At 73.6% G+C, this 19,122-nt stretch carries 16 protein-coding genes; 7 read left to right on the top strand and 9 right to left on the bottom strand.

Features of this window, described 5'->3' with window-relative positions; translation table 11 throughout:
- Positions 1-129 precede the first annotated feature (129 nt).
- The 4 genes from ACZ6C1_RS33845 to yczE all read right to left on the bottom strand — a co-directional run bounded on the left by ACZ6C1_RS33845 (position 130) and on the right by yczE (position 3,616).
- Entirely contained in the window at positions 130-504 is a 375-nt protein-coding gene (locus tag ACZ6C1_RS33845; RefSeq protein WP_026278069.1) for an RNA polymerase-binding protein RbpA, read from the bottom strand.
- A gap of 255 nt (positions 505-759) precedes the next feature.
- Positions 760-2,118, bottom strand: a complete 1,359-nt coding sequence (locus tag ACZ6C1_RS33840) for an MFS transporter (RefSeq protein WP_469246350.1) — start codon at positions 2,116-2,118, stop codon at positions 760-762.
- A gap of 44 nt (positions 2,119-2,162) precedes the next feature.
- Positions 2,163-2,930, bottom strand: a complete 768-nt coding sequence (locus ACZ6C1_RS33835) for a glycerophosphodiester phosphodiesterase (RefSeq protein ID WP_469246348.1) — start codon at positions 2,928-2,930, stop codon at positions 2,163-2,165.
- Complete coding sequence (yczE, locus tag ACZ6C1_RS33830; protein ID WP_469246346.1) at positions 2,927-3,616, bottom strand: membrane protein YczE; 690 nt, start codon at positions 3,614-3,616, stop codon at positions 2,927-2,929. Before yczE ends, ACZ6C1_RS33835 begins: the two co-directional genes overlap by 4 nt.
- Positions 3,617-3,720: 104 nt before the next feature.
- Between yczE and ACZ6C1_RS33825 the strand changes: the two genes are divergently transcribed.
- Entirely contained in the window at positions 3,721-5,223 is a 1,503-nt protein-coding gene (locus ACZ6C1_RS33825) for an SCO1417 family PLP biosynthesis transcription factor (protein WP_469246344.1), read from the top strand.
- Positions 5,224-5,283: 60 nt separating this feature from the next.
- On the opposite strand, the gene ACZ6C1_RS33820 is transcribed toward ACZ6C1_RS33825, so the two are convergent.
- Together ACZ6C1_RS33820 and ACZ6C1_RS33815 are read right to left on the bottom strand one after the other, a co-directional pair.
- Positions 5,284-7,089 (bottom strand): hypothetical protein, encoded by a 1,806-nt coding sequence (locus ACZ6C1_RS33820; protein WP_469246342.1) that lies wholly within the window; start codon positions 7,087-7,089, stop codon positions 5,284-5,286.
- Positions 7,090-7,132: 43 nt separating this feature from the next.
- Complete coding sequence (locus tag ACZ6C1_RS33815) at positions 7,133-7,327, bottom strand: hypothetical protein (protein ID WP_017949565.1); 195 nt, start codon at positions 7,325-7,327, stop codon at positions 7,133-7,135.
- A 341-nt stretch (positions 7,328-7,668) separates the two neighbouring features.
- Here ACZ6C1_RS33815 and ACZ6C1_RS33810 point away from each other — a divergent pair, with 341 nt between their 5' ends.
- The 6 genes from ACZ6C1_RS33810 to ACZ6C1_RS33785 all read left to right on the top strand — a co-directional run bounded on the left by ACZ6C1_RS33810 (position 7,669) and on the right by ACZ6C1_RS33785 (position 16,878).
- Entirely contained in the window at positions 7,669-8,061 is a 393-nt protein-coding gene (locus ACZ6C1_RS33810) for an ankyrin repeat domain-containing protein (protein WP_469246340.1), read from the top strand.
- Positions 8,062-8,310: 249 nt separating this feature from the next.
- Positions 8,311-9,729, top strand: a complete 1,419-nt coding sequence (locus ACZ6C1_RS33805; protein WP_469246338.1) for a HEAT repeat domain-containing protein — start codon at positions 8,311-8,313, stop codon at positions 9,727-9,729.
- A gap of 96 nt (positions 9,730-9,825) precedes the next feature.
- On the top strand, positions 9,826-11,073 hold the full coding sequence (locus ACZ6C1_RS33800) for a glycosyltransferase family 4 protein (protein WP_469246337.1): 1,248 nt from the start codon (positions 9,826-9,828) through the stop codon (positions 11,071-11,073).
- Positions 11,070-12,233 carry a glycosyltransferase gene (locus tag ACZ6C1_RS33795; RefSeq protein ID WP_469246334.1) on the top strand — a complete coding sequence of 388 codons (1,164 nt, stop codon included), beginning with the start codon at positions 11,070-11,072 and terminating at the stop codon, positions 12,231-12,233. Before ACZ6C1_RS33800 ends, ACZ6C1_RS33795 begins: the two co-directional genes overlap by 4 nt.
- Positions 12,230-13,276 (top strand): SGNH/GDSL hydrolase family protein, encoded by a 1,047-nt coding sequence (locus tag ACZ6C1_RS33790; protein WP_469246332.1) that lies wholly within the window; start codon positions 12,230-12,232, stop codon positions 13,274-13,276. Before ACZ6C1_RS33795 ends, ACZ6C1_RS33790 begins: the two co-directional genes overlap by 4 nt.
- Entirely contained in the window at positions 13,273-16,878 is a 3,606-nt protein-coding gene (locus tag ACZ6C1_RS33785) for a hydantoinase B/oxoprolinase family protein (RefSeq protein ID WP_469246330.1), read from the top strand. Before ACZ6C1_RS33790 ends, ACZ6C1_RS33785 begins: the two co-directional genes overlap by 4 nt.
- Here the strand turns inward: ACZ6C1_RS33785 and ACZ6C1_RS33780 are convergent.
- Genes ACZ6C1_RS33780 through ACZ6C1_RS33770 form a run of 3 tightly spaced genes read right to left on the bottom strand, consistent with a single transcriptional unit; the run spans position 16,862 to position 19,112 of the window.
- Positions 16,862-17,728, bottom strand: a complete 867-nt coding sequence (locus ACZ6C1_RS33780) for a 5-oxoprolinase subunit C family protein (protein ID WP_469246328.1) — start codon at positions 17,726-17,728, stop codon at positions 16,862-16,864. The two genes, ACZ6C1_RS33785 and ACZ6C1_RS33780, sit on opposite strands and share 17 nt — an antisense overlap.
- Positions 17,725-18,351: a 5-oxoprolinase subunit B family protein gene (locus tag ACZ6C1_RS33775; protein ID WP_469246326.1), complete on the bottom strand. Its 627-nt coding sequence runs from the start codon at positions 18,349-18,351 to the stop codon at positions 17,725-17,727. Before ACZ6C1_RS33775 ends, ACZ6C1_RS33780 begins: the two co-directional genes overlap by 4 nt.
- Positions 18,348-19,112 (bottom strand): LamB/YcsF family protein, encoded by a 765-nt coding sequence (locus tag ACZ6C1_RS33770; RefSeq protein ID WP_469246325.1) that lies wholly within the window; start codon positions 19,110-19,112, stop codon positions 18,348-18,350. The genes ACZ6C1_RS33775 and ACZ6C1_RS33770 overlap by 4 nt, the downstream gene beginning before the upstream one ends.
- Positions 19,113-19,122: the final 10 nt, after the last annotated feature.

The raw sequence follows: 19,122 nt of genomic DNA, 5'->3' as shown, positions 1-19,122 counted from the left end.
ACACCCCCCCTCCCCCCCCCCCCCCCCCCACCCCCCCCACCCCCCCCCCCCACCCCCCCCCCCCCCCCCCCCCCCCCCCCCCCCCCCCCCCCCCCCCCCCCCCGCGGCTGTGTTGCTGCTGTTGTGCGCTTACGCGGACTTCCGGCTGTCGCGCGGATGCACGGCGATGTTCATGGCGCCGGAACGCAGGACCGCCAGCCTCTCGGCCAGCACTTCCTCGAGCTCCTCGCGGGTGCGCCGCTCCATGAGCATGTCCCAGTGCGTACGCGCCGGCTTGCCCTTCTTCTCCTCGGGGCCGTCCCCGTCAACGAGGAGTGCCTGGCTTCCGCAGACCTTGCACTCCCACTCCGGCGGAATCTCCGCCTCGACCGAGAACGGCATCTCGAAACGATGCCCCTTCTCGCATGCGTACTCCACCGCCTGGCGCGGGGCCAGATCGATGCCGCGGTCGGTCTCGTAGCTGGTCACCACGAGGCGCGTGCCGCGAAGAGCTCGCTCACTCATGAATCGTGCCTCCCGGGCTTGTCGCCCACAGGACAGGTGTCGCTGTCGTCGTCATCCGGTCAACGTCCGGTCGGCGGTAAAGATTCCCGTTGCGGGTCATGCGTCGCCCGTCGTGCCGCCCCTTGTTGTACCCACCAGTGCCCGGTTTGTCACATCTGGCAGCAGATGTCACCCAGCGTCTTTACTTACAGAGCACGCAGTAACGGTCCGCCTGGCAGGCCAAAGGCGTACACTACCGGCCTTTCACTTCCGCGTCTAAATCCGGTCGGGTACCGGGTTCCCCGCGGCGGCCACCGCCTTCCGGACGGGTACCCGCGCAAGGAGGACGAATCCCAGTGCGAAGAAGATCACCAGCGAGATGATGGCATCCCGGTAGCTGCCGGTCAGCTGGTAGGCGAGCCCGAACACCAAGGGCCCCAGCCAGCTCAGCCCCCGGTCGCTCATCTCGTAGGCCGAAAAGTACTCGGCCTCCTTGCCGCGCGGCACCAGGTGGGAGAACAGCGACCGCGACAGCGCCTGGCTGCCGCCCAGAACCAGCCCGATCGCGGCCGCCAGCGCGTAGAACCACACCGGCGCCCCGGCCGGCAGGAAGTAGCCGGCGGCCAGGATCAGCGTCCACACCGCGAGCGAACCGAGGATCGTCCGCTTCGCCCCGTACGTACGCGCCAGCCGTCCCATGCCCAGCGCCCCCGCGACCGCCAGGACCTGCACCAGCAGTACGGCCGTGATGAGCGTGGTCTGCTCCAGGCCGAGTTCCTCGGAGCCGTAGATGGACGCCTGTGAAATCACCGTCTGGACGCCGTCGTTGTAGATGAGGTACGCGAGGAGGAAGGAGAGCGTCAGCGGATGCCGGCGCATGTCGCGCAGCGTCGACAGCAACTGCCGCCATCCCGAACCGACCGCGCCCTCACCACCGGGTGTCACCCCCCTGTCACGCAACCGCCGCAGCGGTACGAGGGTGAAGGCGCCCCACCACAGGCCCGCCGAGGCCAGGCATATCCGCACGGCCTCCGACTCCGACAGCCCGAACGACTCGTGGCCCGTATAGAGGACCAGGTCCAGGACGAGGACGAGAGCGCCCGACGTATAGCCGAACGCCCAGCCGCGGGACGACACGGCATCGCGTTCCTCGGGCTCGGCGATCTGCGGCAGGTAGGCGTTGTACAGCGCCATCGACACCGTGAGCGAGGCGTTCGCCACGATCAGGAGGAAGGCGCCCAGCAGGTACCGGTCCCCGTCCAGGAAGAACATGCCCGCCGTGGCGGCGGCCCCCAGGTACGCGGCCGCCGCCAGCAGCGGCTTCTTGCGGCCCGTACGGTCCGCGGCCGCGCCCGTCAGCGGCATGACCAGCACCGCCAAGACGACGGAGACGGACACCGCGTACGCGAAGACCGAGCCCGCGCGGACCGGGATCCCGAGGGGATGGACGAATCCGTCCGCGTCCGCGGCGGCCTTGGCGACCGACGTCAGATAAGGGCCGATGAAGACCGTCAGCACGCTCGTCGAGTAGACGGAACACGCGAAGTCGTAGAAATACCAGCCGCGTTGCTCGCGCCGGCGGTCGGGCGGCCCGGCTTCACCGGCGGCCCGGTCGGCGGTTTCGGCGTCGCTCACGCCCGCCCCCTCGTTCGTCCCCTGGACGGAGACGGGGGGCACGCTCAGACCCAGACCCCCCGGTCGGTCAGTACCGTGCGCAACGTCTCCAGATGATCGGTCATGATGCCATCCACCCCGAGGTCGAGCAGAGCGGCCATCCGTTCCGGGTCGTTGACGGTCCACACGTGCACCTGAAGGCCCCTGGCGTGCGCGGCCCTCACGAACCGCCGGTCCACCACCCGGATCCCGCCCTGGGTCTCGGGCACCTGGGCCGCCACCGCACCCGCCCGCAGCGCCGCCGGAATCCCGTACGACCTCAGCCGCAGCCCCAGAACGCCACGCACCCCGTAGGAGGTGGCCAGGCGTGGGCCCGCGAGCCGCAGCGCCCTGGTCACCCGGCCCTCGTTGAACGAGCCGACGCACACCCGGTCCCAGGCGTCCGCCCTGCGCACCACGTCGATCAGCGGCTCCAGCGCGGGCTCCGCCTTGATGTCCACGTTCCAGCGGGCGTCCGGGAACTCCTCCAGCAGCTCCTCGAAGAGCGGCAGCGGCTCCTTGCCCGCCACGCGCGCGTGGCGCACCACACTCCACGGCAGGTCCTGGATCCGGCCGCGGGTGTCCGTCACGCGGTCCAGCGTCGCGTCGTGGAACGCGACCAGCCGGCCGTCGGCGGTGGTGTGCACGTCCGTCTCGAAGTAGCGGTAACCGGCCGTGGCCGCCCGCCGGAAGGCGGCCACCGTGTTCTCCAGCCCGTCCGCGGCCCCGCCGCGATGGGCGAAGGGTATGAGAGAGGAGGGATGGTCCAGATAGGGATGGCGTACGCGAGTCACCGCCGCAGTATGGCGTGTCCGGGTTTCCCGGAGGCGACCACGGTGCTTCCGCCGCCCTGACCGGGGATGGCGAAGAGGCCCAGGAAGAACTGGGCGAGCGGGCCGATCGCCAGGGCGTACAGGACCGTCCCCGCCCCGAGGGAGCCACCCAGCAGGAAGCCGGTCAGGACGACGGCGACCTCGATCGTCGTCCGGATCAGACGGATGGAGCGGCCGGTGACCCGGTGCAGGCCCGTCATCAGCCCGTCGCGCGGGCCGGGCCCGAAGCGGGCGGCGATGTAGAGGCCGGTGGCCACGCCGTTGAGGACGATTCCGGCGGTCATCAGCGGGATCTGGGCGAGCAGCCCGTGGACGTCCGGGAGGAGCCACAGGGTGCCGTCCATCGCGAAACCGATGACGAGGACGTTGGAGACGGTTCCCAGTCCGGGCCTCTGCCGGAGCGGGATCCACAGGAGCAGGACGGCGGCCCCGACGATGGTCAGGACGACGCCCATCGTCAGACCGGTCAGCTCGGCCAGTCCCTGATGCAGGACGTTCCACGGCTCCAGGCCGAGGCCGCTGCGGACGAGCAGGGCCGAGCTCACCCCGTACAGCACCAGGCCGATGTAGAGCTGGAGCAGTCGACGGGTGAGGTGCCGTGGTGCGGCGTCCGTGTCCCGGTCCGGTGTGCCGGATGTCGTCGACATGGGTTGTGCCCCCCGATGTGGTGGTGGTGGACTGGTTCATGCCACCCTGTGGCAGGGCTTTGGATCTCAACCAGGTCCAATTCGAGGAAGGTGGACTGAAATCCATGGCTGAGTGGACTTCGGCGGTGGGCCCGGCCCAGCTCGCCCGGCAACTGACCGCACAGCAGCCCCGGCCGGCCGGTCCCGGCACCCGGAAGCCGCCCGCCTACCGGGCGCTCGCCGACGGCATCCGCCTGCTGGTGCTGGAAGGGCGCGTCCCGGTCGCCGCCCGGCTCCCCGCCGAGCGTGAGCTGGCCCTCGCCCTGTCCGTGAGCCGTACGACGGTCGCCGCGGCGTACGAGGCGCTGCGCGCCGAGGGGTTCCTGGAGTCCCGTCGGGGCGCCGGGAGCTGGACGGCCGTCCCCGCCGGGAACCCGCTCCCGGCGCGGGGCCTGGAACCGCTGCCCCCGGAGTCCCTCGGCTCCATGATCGACCTGGGCTGTGCCTCCCTGCCCGCGCCCGAACCCTGGCTCACCCGCGGCTTCCAGGGCGCCCTCGAAGAGCTGCCGCCCTACGCCCACACCCACGGGGACTATCCGGCCGGTCTCCCCGCGCTGCGGCAGATGCTCGCCGACCGGTACACGGAACGGGGCATCCCGACGATGCCCGAGCAGATCATGGTCACGACGGGTGCCATGGGCGCGATCGACGCCATCTGTCACCTGTTCGCCGGACGCGGCGAACGCATCGCCGTGGAGTCGCCCTCGTACGCCAACATCCTCCAGCTGATGCGGGAGGCCGGCGCCCGCCTGGTGCCCGTCGCGATGTCCGAGGGCCTGGAGGGCTGGGACCTCCCGCGCTGGCGCCAGGTGCTGAGGGACGCCGCGCCCCGGCTCGCCTACGTCGTGGCGGACTTCCACAACCCCACCGGAGCCCTCGCGGACGAGGACCAGCGGCGCGCGCTGGTCGACGCGTCCCGCTCGGCCGGGACCGTGCTCGTCGTGGACGAGACCATGACCGAGCTGCACCTGGAGGAGGGGCTCGACATGCCCCGGCCCGTGTGCGCCTTCGACCCGGCCGGCAGCACGGTGCTCACCGTCGGCTCGGCGAGCAAGGCGTTCTGGGCGGGCATGCGCATCGGGTGGGTCCGGGCGGCGCCCGACGTGATCCGCTCGCTGGTCGCCGCCCGCGCGTACGCCGACCTCGGCACCCCCGTCCTGGAGCAGCTCGGCGTCAACTGGCTGATGCGCACAGGCGGCTGGGAGGAGGCGGTCGCCCTGCGCCGCGCCCAGGCGCGCGAGAACCGTGACGCGCTGGTGGCGGCGGTACGCCGGGAGCTGCCCGACTGGGAGTTCGAGGTACCGGGCGGCGGCCTGACCCTGTGGGTGCGCACCGGTGGCCTGTCGGGCTCCCGGCTGGCGGAGGTGGGCGAACGGGTCGGCGTACGCGTGCCCTCCGGGCCCCGCTTCGGCGTGGACGGCGCCTTCGAGGGGTACGTCCGGCTGCCGTTCACCGTCGCCGGTCCGGTCGCGGACGAGGCCGCGGTGCGCCTGGCGGCGGCGGCCCGCCTGGTGCGGGCGGGCGCGAGCGCCGGTTCGGGTGAGTCGCCGAGGACGTTCGTGGCGTAGGGCGTTCCTGGGTTCGGCGTTCGTGGGGTTACGGGGCGGCGAGCGTGGGGCGGTGCGCGGTCAGCCCGCCGGCAGCCGGTCCGTGTCCGCCGCCGGTCGCTGCGCGGCGGGCAGTGGCTCGGGGGGAGCGGCGGGGACGGGTGGCGCGGCGGGTGGCTCCGGGGCGGCCGGGGCTGCAGGTGGGGCGGGTGCGGCCGGTGCGGCGGGGACGGCCTGTGCGGCGGGGACAGGTGGCGGCTGAGGTGCTTCCGGGACGGCCGGGGCTGTAGGGGCTTCCGGGGCGGCCTGTGCTGTGGGTGCTTCGGGGACGGCCGGGGCTTCGGCGACCGCTACCGGCTGGCGGTCGGGGAGCAGGTCCAGGACCGCCTGCCGGTGCGCCTCCGCCGTCGCGTCGTCGTACGGGTCGGGCGTCGCCGGGACCTGGAGCCGCAGCACCGGGCCTGTGCCGAGCCGGGCGTATCCGCGGCCGGGCGGGACGTGCGGGATCGGGGTGGTGTGCGGGGCCGCGTCCAGGACGCACCGCACCTGCTCCGGCGTGGCGGGTCCCAGGAGGACCCTGGCCCTGGTGTGCGCCCAGACCGCCTCGCTCAGCGCGTCCAGGCTGTCGAACTGCTCGGCCACGACCACCGTCACATGGGCCGCCCGTCCGTGCCGGAGGGGGACCTGGAGCAGCGACTGCGGGTCCGTCCGCCCGTCCGCCGCCGCCAGGTGGCCGAACACACTCGGCCGGTCCAGCAGGATCCACAGCGGCCGCCTGGTGTCCTCGGGCGCCGGGTGTCCCGCCTGCCGGGCCCGGTTCGCCGCGATCAGCCGGCGTTCGGTCTCGTTCGCCGCCCATTCCAGGCTGGACAGCGCGCCGCCCAGACCGCACTCGACCGCCAGGACCCCGGCGCGCCCGGTGAGGCAGGCGTACTCGCCGGTCCCGCTGCCCTCGACGACGAGGACGTCGCCGTGCTGGAGCGCCTGGAGCGCGATGGACCGCATCAGCGTGGTGGTGCCGCTGCCGGGCTGCCCGACGGCCAGCAGGTGCGGCTCCGTCGAGCGTGGCCCGGTGCGCCACACCACGGCCGGCGCGTCCCGGGACTCGTCACCGTCACGGACGGGCACGGTCCGCTGCACCGCCTCGGGGTCCGTGAACCCCAGCACCGTCTCGCCCGGCACGGTGACGAAACGCTGCGCGGCCACCGACGTGGACAGCGCCGGTAGCACCCGCATGAGGAGCTGGTTTGCCTCTTCGTCCCAGTCGAAGAGGTACTCCCGGCCCCGTCCGGACTTGGTGTGCAGCAGCTGCTCGATCCTCGCGCGGGACGCGGCCTCGCCGTCGGTGAAGTACGCCGGGTAGGTGATCCGCAGCCGGGTGGGCCGCCCGTCGCCGTCGAACTCGAACTCGCTGAAGGCCTTGGCCCAGTCGCCGCCGTGGGCGAACAGCGGGCTCGGGTCCTCGGGGACGGAGAAGTACGGCACCAGCGCCTCGTACAGCGCCCGCAGCCGCTCGGTCTCCGCCTCGTCCGGCCCCGTTTTCACGACGGGGCGCTCGCGCCCCTTCCACGCCGCCGCGCCCATCACCGAGACCAGGGCCAGCAGCGGCCCGTACGGGATGAGCGCGACGGCCAGCACGCAGGCCGCGACCACGAACAGCGCGGGACCGCGCCGCTCCTTGGGGGTCGCGGCCCACTTGACGCGGCCGGCCCCGGCCAGCTTCCGCAGACCACGGGTGATCGTGATCAGCGGATGGAGGACGTCCGTGGCGCCGTCGGCGGCCGTTCGTGCGATCTCCCGACCGCGTGCGATCCGGGCACTGGCGCTGCTCGGCAGGCTCGGAATGCTCGGGAGGTTCGAGATGCGCGGAAGAGGGCGCCGGGCCACGTCGTACTCCTGATCCTGAAGTCGTGGAAGGGGCCGCGGGGTGTCAGAACTTGATCCCGCCCAGCAGGCTGGCGAGGCTCGCGCCGCCCGCCGTGATGCTGGGTGCGATCGCGGTACCCGCGAGGTAGAAGCCGAAGAGAGCGCAGACGAGGGCGTGGGAGGCCTTGAGCCCGTCCTTCTTGAAGAAGAGGAAGACGATGATGCCGAGCAGTACCACGCCTGAGATGGACAGGATCATGAGGGGATCTCCTGGGTGAGGGGACAGTCACCTTCAGTACTTCCAGCCTCACAGCAAGTATCTATATGATAAAAGATGCAAATGGGTGAATTTATGCGCTTTTCACTTGACTGGCGGACGGGTTGTCCATGTCACGAGGCGCCTCGGCTCCGTTGCCCATCCCTTGCCACTGCCGGGCCGGGTCATGTGCGTGCGCGGGCAGTACCCTGTCGGTTCACTCGTACGGCGCTCCCGCCGTGCGTACCGGTCCCACCGGGTCCATGCAGGTCAACGCGGCCGTCGTGGCCGCGCGCGTCCATGGCGTCCATGACGCGTCAACGAGGTGAAAGGCAGTACGTCCGATGAGTGAAACCCCGGACCCCGAGGTGATCGCGCTGGCGTCCAAGGTCTTCGAAATGGCGCGGCGGGGCGACGCCGAAGCGCTCGCCGAGTACGTCGACGCGGGCGTGCCCGCGAACCTCACCAACGACAAGGGCGACTCCCTGGTGATGCTCGCCGCCTACCACGGCCACGAGGAGGCGGTGGCCGCCCTCCTGGAGCGTGGCGCCGACCCCAACCGCGTCAACGACCGGGGCCAGACGCCCATCGCGGGCGCCGTCTTCAAGGGCGAGGACACCATCGTCCGTGCCCTCCTGGCAGCCGGAGCGGATCCGGAAGCCGGAACTCCGTCCGCCGTGGATACCGCGAGGATGTTTGGGAAGACACACCTCCTGGAGCTGTTCGAGTCCCGGTGAACGGGCGCTGAACCCCAGGTGAGAGCGGTGCCGTAAATGTGGTCGCGGTGGCGAAATGGCTGGGTCATCATGACGTCGGGCCCGCACGGGGCCACCGACGAGAGGCAGAGGAAGATGGTCATCACCAAGCGGAAGACGACGGGCGGCTCCACATGTTGCTGCGCGGCCTAGGTAATCACCGTTCCCCGGTCACCCCGGGATCCCCGGTCTCCTCCGGGTGCGTCGACAGCTTGATGTGAGGCATTTTCCATGTTCGATCCAGTCATAGCGCCGAGCGGTACCCTGCTCGGCCTGCTGCAGAGGGGTCGCGGCGACGGCACGCTGCACGCGCTCGCCGCGCCACGGGCGGAAGCCCTCGCGGCCCTCAACCACTGCGTTCTCAGTGACCCCCGCCAGGACTGGCAGGTCGAGAACCGCTCCCTCTACTACGCACGCCTCTACCTGGATCTGCACGGCGGGCTCGACGAGATCGAGGCCCACCTGTTCGGCGCCGAGGACCTGCTCGACACCGAGGAGTCGCGGACCGGGCTGGCGCTCGCCGTCCTCGGCCACCTCGCCGCGTACGGCCGCGAGGACGCGCTCCTGCTGCTGCGCCGGTACGCCGCCACCGGGACCAACTGGGCCTGGGCGCTCGACGAGCTCGCCCTCCGCGACGACGACGCCGGGCTGCGCGCCCTCGCCGCCCCCGTCCTGGCCAGGTTCCCCGCCACCCCGGAGGGCGACGCCGAGCTGGCGGCCGCCGTACGGGACGCCTTCGAGCCGCGCCCGTGGCGGCTGTGGGCCGAGGACCGGCACGACGCCATCGGTGCCCGGGTGCGAGCGGCCCGTGAACAGGGCTCCTTCGACCGCTGGCAGCGCCAGATGCGGCCCACCGGCCCCCGGCCGGGCTGGAGCGTCCAGGCAGTCTTCGAGTGGGCCCAGGAGGGCCTGGAGCGCGGATCCGTCCTCCACGTGCCCGCCGCCCGCTGCCTGACCGCCGTCGCCGGCCCCGACGACCGGCCCGTGATCGTCGAGGCCGCCCGCAGCGGCCCCGACGGCGCCCGCTGCGCCGCCCTGCACTACCTCGCCGAAGCGCGGGACCCCGCCGTGCTCGACCTCATCGAGGCCGCGGCGGCCAGTGACTCCCGTACCGTCGCCGAAGCCGCCGTCGCCGCCTTCGAGCGCATGTGCGGCGACGAGGCCGTCGACCGCGCACGCGGCTGGGTGCACCGGCCCGACCCGCTGGGGGCCTCGGCGGCGGGCGTGCTCGCCTGCCGGGGCGACGCCCGCGACGCCACGCTCGTCCTCGGGGCGTTGCGCGAGGCGGTCAGGGCCGACGGCCCCGACGCGCCGTCGCTCTACGCCCTCGTCGACGGCACGGGCAGGCTGGGCGTCGCCTGTGCCGCACCCGTCCTGCGACACATCTACCGCGAAACCGCCTCCTCCCAGTTGCGAGGGCGCACAGCCCGCGCCCTCGCGGCCACGGACCCCTCCTTCCCGACCGGCTTCGCCGTCGAGTGCCTGTGGGACTGCGAGGAGACCACCAGGGAGATCGCCGCGCTGCACGCCGAGACCGGTGACGTGCGGGTCGCCGAGCGGCTGCGCCGCCTCGCCGCCGACCCCGCCGAGGAGGACGAGGTACAGACGGCCGTACGCAGCAGGATCGGACCGGACCTGCCCAAGGTCTGACCCCGCGGGGGCGCGCGGGCAAACGCTCACGGGACGTTCCCCGCACGGACAGATCCAAGTCGGCGGAGCCACGCCGGGCACGACGACAACACCCGTATGCGTGTCGTCATCGTCACCGAGTCCTTCCCTCCCGACATCAACGGTGTGGCCCACTGCGCCCTGCAGACCGCCCGGCACCTCGCCGTCCGCGGGCATGCCCCGCTCGTCATAGCACCGGCCGCCCCCGCGGCCCCCTCGACCTCGGCAACCCCCTCGGCCTCCGTGGGCCCCTCGGTCTCCGCGGCCCTCCCGGCCTCGGCGGGCCCCTCGGCCTCCGCCGGCTTCGCAGATCCCGCCGCTCGCGGCGCCGTGGCCGTCTCCCCGGACGCGGACGCCCCCTGCCGGGTCGTACGCGTCCCGTCCCTGCCGCTGCCCGGCTACCCCCAGGTCCGGGTGGCGCTGCCCAGCCGGCGCGTGGCCGCCGCCATCGCGGCACACCGGGCGGACATCGTCCACCTGGCGAGCCCCTTCGTCCTCGGCGTACGCGGCATGGCGGCAGCCACGAGGCTCGGCCTGCCCGCCGTCGCGGTCTACCAGACCGACCTCGCCGGCTACGCCCGCACGTACATGGGCGCGGGCGAGGGCGCCGCCTGGCGACGGCTGCGCGCCGTGCACGGCGCCGCCGACCGGACCCTGGCCCCCTCCACGGCCGCCGCACGGGACCTGGAGCGGCACGGTGTGAGGCGAGTACGGCTCTGGCCGCGCGGCGTCGACACCGCGCGGTTCCGGCCCGGGCTGCGGGACGCGGAGCTCCGCCGCCGGCTGGCGCCCGGCGGCGAAGTGCTCGTCGGGTACGTGGGGCGCCTCGCGCCCGAGAAACGGGTGGAGCTGCTGGCCGGGGTGTGCGGCGTTCCCGGCGTACGCGTGGTCGTCGTCGGCGACGGGCCGAGCGAGGGCGCGCTGCGGACCGCCCTGCCCGGCGCCGTCTTCCTGGGCCGCCGAACGGGCGGTGAACTGGCCCGGATCTTCGCCTCCCTGGACGTCTTCGCCCACACCGGGCCCTATGAGACGTTCTGCCAGACCGTCCAGGAAGCCATGGCCAGCGGAGTGCCGGTGATCGCCCCCGCCGCGGGCGGACCGCTGGACCTGGTCGACCACGGCCGCACCGGCCTCCTCGTCGCCCCGCACGACGCGGCCGCCATCCGTACCGCCGTGACCGCGCTGGCCGCGGATCCGGCCCTGCGCGCGGCGTACGGAGGCGCGGGGCGGGCCGCGGTCGAGGACAGGACCTGGGCGGCGGTCGGGGACCAGCTCATCGACCACTATGGCGAGGTGCTGCGCGAGCGGACGGTGGTGGCGGCATGAGCCTGCGCATCGTACGGCTGGCGAACTTCGTCACCCCCTCCTCGGGCGGACTGCGCACCGCACTCGACGAGCTCGGCCGCGGCTATCGCGCCGCCGGTCACGAACCCGTCCTGGTGGTGCCGGGGGAGGAGGAGAGCGATCGCCTCACCCCCCAGGGCCGGGTCATCACCCTGCCCGGGCCCGTCCTGCCCGGCACCGGCGGCTACCGCGTCCTCGCCGACCGCCGGCGCCTGCGCCTCCTGCTGGAGGACCTCGCCCCCGACCGTCTGGAAGTCTCCGACCGGACCACTCTGCGCTGGACGGGCGAGTGGGCCCGGCGCTCCAGAGTGCCCGCCGTGATGGTCTCCCACGAGACGGCGGACGGCGTTCTGCGTACGTGGGGTATGCCGGCCGCTCTCGCCTCGCGGGCCGCCGACCGGCTCAATCGCCGCAGCGCGTGGGCGTACACCCGGATCGTGTGCACCACCGAGTGGGCGGAACGCGAGTTCGTGCGGATCGGGGCGCGCAATGTGGTGCGGGCGCCACTCGGTGTCGACCTGCGCCGATGCGGTCCGGGGCGGCACAGCGCCCTCCTCCGCGCCCGGTACGCGCCCGGTGCGGAGGTTCTGCTCCTGCTCTGCTCACGGCTGTCGGTCGAGAAACGGCCCGGCATGGCCCTGGACACCCTGGCGGAGCTGCGCGCCCGCGGCGTCCGGGCGGCGCTGGTGGTTGCCGGGGACGGACCACTGCGCGACGGCCTGGAGCGACGGGCCCGGGGGCTGGACGTCCGGTTCCTCGGGCACGTGCCCGACCGTGCGGAGGTCGCGGCCCTCCAGGCGTCCGCGGACGCCTGCCTGGCGCCCGGACCGGCGGAGACGTTCGGGCTGTCCGCCCTGGAGGCGCTCGCCTGCGGCACCCCGGTGGTCGCCAGCGCGACCTCCGCGCTCCCGGAGGTCGTCGGCGACGCGGGCGCCGCCGCCCACGACACCCCGGCGGCGTTCGCCGACGCCGTGACCCGCGTCCTGGCCCGTCCGGAGGCCCACCGTCGCGCCGCGGCACGCGCGCGTGCCGAGCTCTTCGGCTGGGACCGGGCGGTGGCGGCGTTCCTCGCGGCCCACGACGCCCCCGTACGCCCGGTCCGGACCCCCGACCCGGACTCCGGCCCGGAGGTCCCGGCATGACCGCGCCACCCGTCCCCGAAGGCCCGGTTTCCGAAGCCCCGTTGCGGCGGACGATCCCCGCGCGCGTGGCGCCGGTTGCCGGCCAGGTCCCCGGGCACGGCCCGGCGGGCGGAACCTGGCATGCGGTCCGCGAGCCACCCGTGCGGCGGTTCGCGGCGCTCGGCGACTCGCTGACCGCGGGGGTCGGCGACCCCGTGGGCGGCGAGCTGCGCGGGTGGGCAGCGCTGCTCGCCGGCGCGCTTGCGGGCGGGCTTCCGCACGAGGTGAACGAGCCGGACGGCGGCTACAAGGGCGCCGTGGAGTTCCGTAACCTCGCCGTCAGCGGCGCCCTGGCCCGGGACGTCGCCGAAGTCCAGCTGCCCCGGGCCCTCGCGTACCGCCCCGACCTCGTCTCCGTCGTCGTCGGCGTCAACGACACCCTGCGCCGCACCTTCGACATCGCCGAACTGGCCCTCGCCCTGGACCACGTCTGCGGGCGGCTCTCCGCCCGGGGCGCCGTACTCCTGACGGCCTGCCTGCCCGATCCCGGCGCCATGCTGGGCCTGCCCCCGCCGCTCGCACGGCCCCTCGCACGCCGCCAGCGGCAGGTCAACGCCGTCGTGCACGCCCTGTCCGACCGTTACGGCTCCGTGCACCTGCACATGGCGGACGCCGCCCGGGTCACCGATCGCAGCCTGTGGAGCGCCGACCGGTTGCACCCCGGCGAGCGCGGGCACCGGACGATCGCCGCCCGGTTCCACGCCCTGCTCGCCGCACGAGGCCTCGCGAGCGGTGCCGCGCCCGGCCGTGAGCCCCGGCAACCGCCACCGACCCGCGCCGAGACGCTGCTGTGGCTCGCCACGGCCGGGACCGGCTGGGTGGTGCGGCGGTGCCACGACCTGCTGCCGCAACTGCTGCGGCTCGCCGGGTCGGAGGTACGGCACTGGGCGGGCGGTACCAGCGCACGGCTCGACCAGCGCGCCGAGCATGCCCTGTCTGCCGCACTCGCCGCCGTCTCCTCAGCAGTGGACGCCGGGGCTCCGCTTGCCAGAATGGGGGGATGACAGGGCGCTGGGAGTTCTGGATCGACCGCGGCGGCACCTTCACCGACATCGTGGCCCGGCGGCCCGACGGGCGCCTGGTCACCCGCAAGCTGCTCTCGCACGACCCCGACCGGTACCGGGACGCGGCCGTCGCGGGCATCCGGCTCCTCCTCGGGCTCACCCCGGACGAACCCGTACCGGCGGACCGGATCGCCTCGGTGAAGATGGGGACCACCGTCGCCACCAACGCCTTGCTGGAGCGGCGCGGGGAGCCGACCGTCCTGCTGATCACCGAGGGCTTCCGCGACGCGCTGCGCATCGCCTACCAGAACCGGCCGCGGATCTTCGACCGCCGCATCCTGCTCCCGGAAGCGGTGTACGACCATGTCATCGAGGTGCCCGAGCGCGTCGACGCCCATGGCACGGTCGTCCGGCCGCTCGACCCGGTCGCCGTGGGGGACCGGTTGAAGGCCGCCCATGGCGACGGTTTCCGCAGCGCCGCGGTCGTCCTCATGCACGGCTACCGCCACCCCGAGCACGAGCTGCGCGTCGCCGAAGCCGCCCGCGTGGCCGGCTTCACCCAGGTCAGCTGCTCGCACGAGGTCAGTCCGCTGATCAAGCTCGTGCCGCGCGGCGACACCACGGTCGTCGACGCATACCTCTCCCCGATCCTTCGGCGGTACGTCGACGAGGTGGCCCGCGAACTGGCGGGAGTGCGGCTGATGTTCATGCAGTCCAACGGCGGACTGCGCGAGGCCGCCCACTTCCGTGGCAAGGACGCCGTGCTGTCCGGCCCCGCAGGCGGCGTCGTCGGCATGGCGCGTACGTCGGAGCAGGCCGGATTCGGGCGGGTGATCGGCTTCGACATGGGCGGCACGTCCACCGATGTGTCGCACTTCGCGGGAGAGTTCGAACGGGAGCTCGGCACTCAGGTGGCGGGCGTGCGGATGCGCGCACCCATGATGAACATCCACACCGTCGCGGCGGGCGGTGGATCGGTCCTCCACTTCGACGGCCAGCGCTACCGCGTCGGCCCCGACTCGGCCGGCGCGGACCCCGGGCCCGCCTGTTACCGGCGCGGCGGTCCGCTGACGGTGACCGACGCCAACGTGATGCTCGGGCGCCTGCAGCCGGAACACTTCCCCGCCGTCTTCGGACCGGACGGGGACCGGCCGCTCGACGCGGAGGTGGTGCGTACCCGCTTCACCGCCCTCGCCGAAGAGGTACGGCGGCACACCGGTACGTCCCGTACGCCGGAGGAAGTCGCCGCCGGCTTCCTGGAGATCGCCGTCCTCAACATGGCGAACGCCGTCAAGAAGATCTCCGTACAGCGCGGCCACGACATCACCCGCTACGTCCTCACCAGCTTCGGCGGCGCCGGAGGCCAGCACGCGTGCGCGGTCGCCGACGCCCTCGGGATCGACACGGTCCTGGTGCCACCCCTGGCCGGAGTGCTCTCCGCCTACGGCATCGGGCTCGCCGACGCCACCGCCATGCGGGAACAGTCCGTCGAGGCGGAACTGGACGGCACCCTCCACGCGCGCGTACAGGACCTCTGCGACAGGCTCGCCGAACGAACCCGCGACGAACTGCGCGCCGACGGGCTGCCCGACGACACGATCAGCACCCACGCGCGCGTGCTGATCCGTTACGCGGGCACGGACACGAGCCTGCCCGTACCCCTCGGGTCCGCCGAGGCGATGACGGAGGCGTTCACGGCGGCACACCGCACGCGGTACGCCTTCACCATGGACAAGCCCCTGGTGGTGGAGGCCGTATCGGTCGAGGCTGTGGGCCGGGCCGGGCCGCACGGTTCCGTCGACCTGGAACAGCCGCCCAGACAGGACCGGTTGCGGTCGCGCGCGACCGTGGCGATGTTCGTGGACGGGGAGCGCAGGGACACCCCGCTGTACCGGAGGGAGGACCTCCGTCCCTCGGACACGGTGGTGGGGCCGGCCGTCGTCGCCGAGGCCGACGCGACCACCGTCGTCGACGACGGATGGCGGGCGGTCGCCACGGACACCGGCCACCTCCACCTGACGAGGGCCCGTCCCAGGCCGGTCCGAAGCGCCGTCGGAACGGACGTCGACCCGGTCCTCCTGGAGGTGTTCAACAACCTCTTCATGGCGATCGCCGAGCAGATGGGCGTACGGCTGGAGAACACCGCCCACTCCGTCAACATCAAGGAACGCCTCGACTTCTCCTGCGCCCTCTTCGACGCGGAGGGCAACCTGATCGCCAACGCGCCCCACATCCCGGTCCACCTCGGCTCCATGGGGGAGTCCATCAAGGAGGTGCTGCGGCGGAACGAGGGGGCCATGCGCCCCGGGGACGTGTACGCGATCAACGACCCGTACCACGGCGGCACCCACCTGCCCGACGTGACGGTCGTGACGCCCGTCTTCGGCCCGTCCGGCGACCTCCGCTTCCTCGTCGCCTCGCGCGGCCACCACGCCGAGATCGGCGGCATCACCCCCGGCTCCATGCCCGCCTTCAGCCGCAGCATCCACGAGGAGGGCGTCCTGTTCGACAACTGGCTGCTCGTACGGGACGGACGGCTGCGGGAGGCGGAGACCAGGAAGCTGCTCACGGAGGCGCCGTACCCGTCCCGGGACCCCGACACCAACCTCGCCGACCTGCGCGCCCAGATCGCCGCCAACGAGAAGGGCATCGAGGAACTCCACCGCATGGTCGGCCAGTTCGGCCTGGACGTCGTCCACGCCTACATGCGGCACGTGCGGGACAACGCCGAGGAGTCGGTGCGCCGGATCGTCGCCACCCTCCACAACGGCTCCTACCGGTACGAGACCGACGGCGGCGCGGTCATCCAGGTGACCGTGCGCGTCGACCGGGAGCGGCGCGGTGCCGTCCTGGACTTCACCGGCACGTCACCGCAGCAGCCCGGGAACGTCAACGCGCCCACCTCCGTGGTCATCGCGGCCGTCCTGTACGTGTTCCGGACGCTTGTCGACGACGACATCCCCCTCAACAGCGGCTGCCTGGAGCCGCTGGAGGTACGTGTGCCGGACGGCTCGATGCTCGCCCCCGTCCACCCGGCGGCGACCGTCGCGGGCAACGTCGAGACCTCGCAGGCCGTGACCGGTGCCCTGTACGCCGCACTGGGCGTCCAGGCGGAGGGCTCGGGCACCATGAACAACGTGACCTTCGGCAACGACCGCGTGCAGTACTACGAGACGGTGGCCAGCGGCTCCGGCGCCGGGGACGGCTTCGACGGCGCCGACGCCGTACAGACCCATATGACCAACTCGCGGCTCACCGACCCCGAGGTCCTGGAGTGGCGTCTCCCGGTCCGGGTGGACGCCTTCGCGGTACGGGACGGCAGCGGCGGACACGGCCGGTGGCGGGGCGGCAACGGCGCCGAGCGGCGCGTCCGCTTCCTGGAGCCCATGACCGTGGCCCTGCTCACCGGACACCGGAGAATCCCCCCGTACGGCATGGCGGGCGGCGCCCCCGGAGCGCTCGGCGTCAACACGGTGGAGCGCGCGGACGGCACCGTCCGCCGGCTGGAAGGCGTGGACGTGGTGGAGGTCGAACCGGGCGACGTCCTGATCGTCCGGACCCCCGGGGGCGGCGGCTACGGGACGCCTAGCGCACCGGGATGAACCGGACCGGCGTCCCCGGCACCGCTTGGGCGGCCGCCGCCAGGTCCCGCTCCCGGACCACGGCCACCACGGGGTAGCCACCGGTCGTGGGGTGGTCCGCCAGGAACACCACCGGGCACCCGTCCGGCGGCACCTGGACCGCCCCCAGGACCATGCCCTCACTCGGGAGCTCGCCCGCCACGGCACGCTCCAGGGGCGGTCCCTCGGTGCGCAGCCCTATGCGGTTGCTCGCCGGCGACACCCGGTACGCGCGCGTGACGAAGGCGCGGAGCGCCGCCCTGGTGAACCAGTCGTCGCGGGGGCCGAGCCGGACACGCAGCGCCAGCTCCCGGACCGGCCCCGGCCACGGCACGGTGTCGGGTCCGGGCGGCCCGACGGGGGGCTCCGGGCCCAGAGGCACGACGGCGCCGTCGCTCAGGGGCGCCGGACCGAGCCCCGAGAGCAGGTCCGTGGAGCGGCTGCCCAGCACCGGCTCGGCGGCGACGCCCCCGGCGAACGCCACGTACGAGCGCACGCCCCGCACCGCCGCGCCCACGTCCAGCACGGCACCCGCGGGGACGCGCAGGGCGGCGCCCCACGGCACCGGACGCCCGTCCACCGTGACGCCGCACGGGGCGCCGCCCACGGCCACGGTCACGGCGCAGCGCGGCCGTACCGCGCACCCGTTGACCGTCGTCTCCAGCACGGCCGCGTCCACGGGGTTGCCGACCAGCCGGTTGACGAGGCCGCTCGCGTACGGGTCGAGGGCGCCGGAGCGCGGCACGCCCAGGTGGGCGTGGCCGACGCGTCCCCGGTCCTGCACGGTGGTCAGCGCCCCGGCCCGTACGACGGCGAAGGCCCGGTCGGTCATCGGCACCCCACGCCCAGAGGGACGAACCGCACCCGCGTGCCGGGAGCCAGGAGCGCCGCGGGCCGCCGCGCCGGGTCCCACAGCACCGTGTCCGTCGTCCCGATCAGCTGCCAGCCGCCGGGCGACGAGCGCGGGTACACGCCCGTGTACGGGCCGGCCATCGCCACCGACCCCGCGGGGACGGCCGTGCGCGGAGTGGCCCGCCGGGGCACCTCGTACGCCGCCGGCAGGCCGGTCAGGTAGCCGAACCCGGGGGCGAAGCCGCAGAACGCCACTCGGAACTCGGTCCCCGCGTGGATCCGCGCCACCTCGTCCGGCGTCACGCCCCACAGAGCGGCGACGTCCGGCAGGTCGGGCCCGTCGTACCGGACGGGAATGTCGACGGTGGGCTCCACGCGCGCGTGGAGCGGCTCGATCTCCCAGCCGGTGACGAGCGCGGCGAGCCGGCCGGGCTCCTCCACGCCGTCCAGCAGCACCGTCCGTGCCGCCGGAACGATCTCCGTGACGGCCGGGAGCGCGCCGGCCGCCCGGCGGCGCAGCAGCTCGGCGTGGAAGGCCTCGGTCTCCTCGCCGCAGCCGAACTCGACGAGCAGGGCCCGCTCGCCCACCGCGAGGGTCCTCATACGAAGGCCTCCACGCGGACACCGGAGGCCTCCAGCTGCGCCCGCACGCGGCGCGCCAGGTCCACCGCACCAGGCGTGTCACCGTGCAGGCACAGCGACCGGGCGCGGACGGCCACCGGGCGTCCGCACCGGGAGGTGGTCACACCGAACCGGGCCATGGACACGGACCGTTCCACGACGGCCGCCGGATCGGTGATCACCGCTCCCTCCTCGCCGCGGGGCACCAGCGTGCCTCCGGCGGTGTACGCCCGGTCGGCGAACGCCTCGGTGACGACCGGCAGGCCGGCCTTCTCGGCCACCTCGTGCAGCCGGGAGCCGGGCAGGCCCAGCAACGGCAGCCGTTCGCCGGTCAGCAGCACACCGTCGACCACCGCCTGGGCCTGCACCTCGTCGTGCACGACGCGGTTGTAGAGCGCGCCGTGCGGCTTCACGTACGACACCCGGGCACCGGCCGCCCGGGCGAACACCTCCAGGGCGCCGATCTGGTACGCCACTTCGGCGACCAGCTCGTCGTACGGCACGTCCATGGAGCGCCGTCCGAAGCCGGCGAGATCGCGGTAGGAGACCTGGGCGCCGATCCGCACCTTGCGCTCGGCGGCGAGAGCGCAGACGCGCCGCATGGTCGCGGCGTCCCCGGCGTGGAAGCCGCAGGCGACATTGGCGCTGGTGACGACCGACAGGAGCTGTTCGTCGTCCGTCAGGCGCCAGCGCCCGAAGCCCTCTCCCAGGTCGGCGTTGAGGTCGATCGAGGCCCAGGTCATGGTGGTGTCT

This window comes from Streptomyces sp. NPDC041796 (assembly GCF_055590785.1).
Note: the sequence above shows the minus strand (reverse complement) of the source record. Positions and strands in the feature narration are given on the sequence as shown.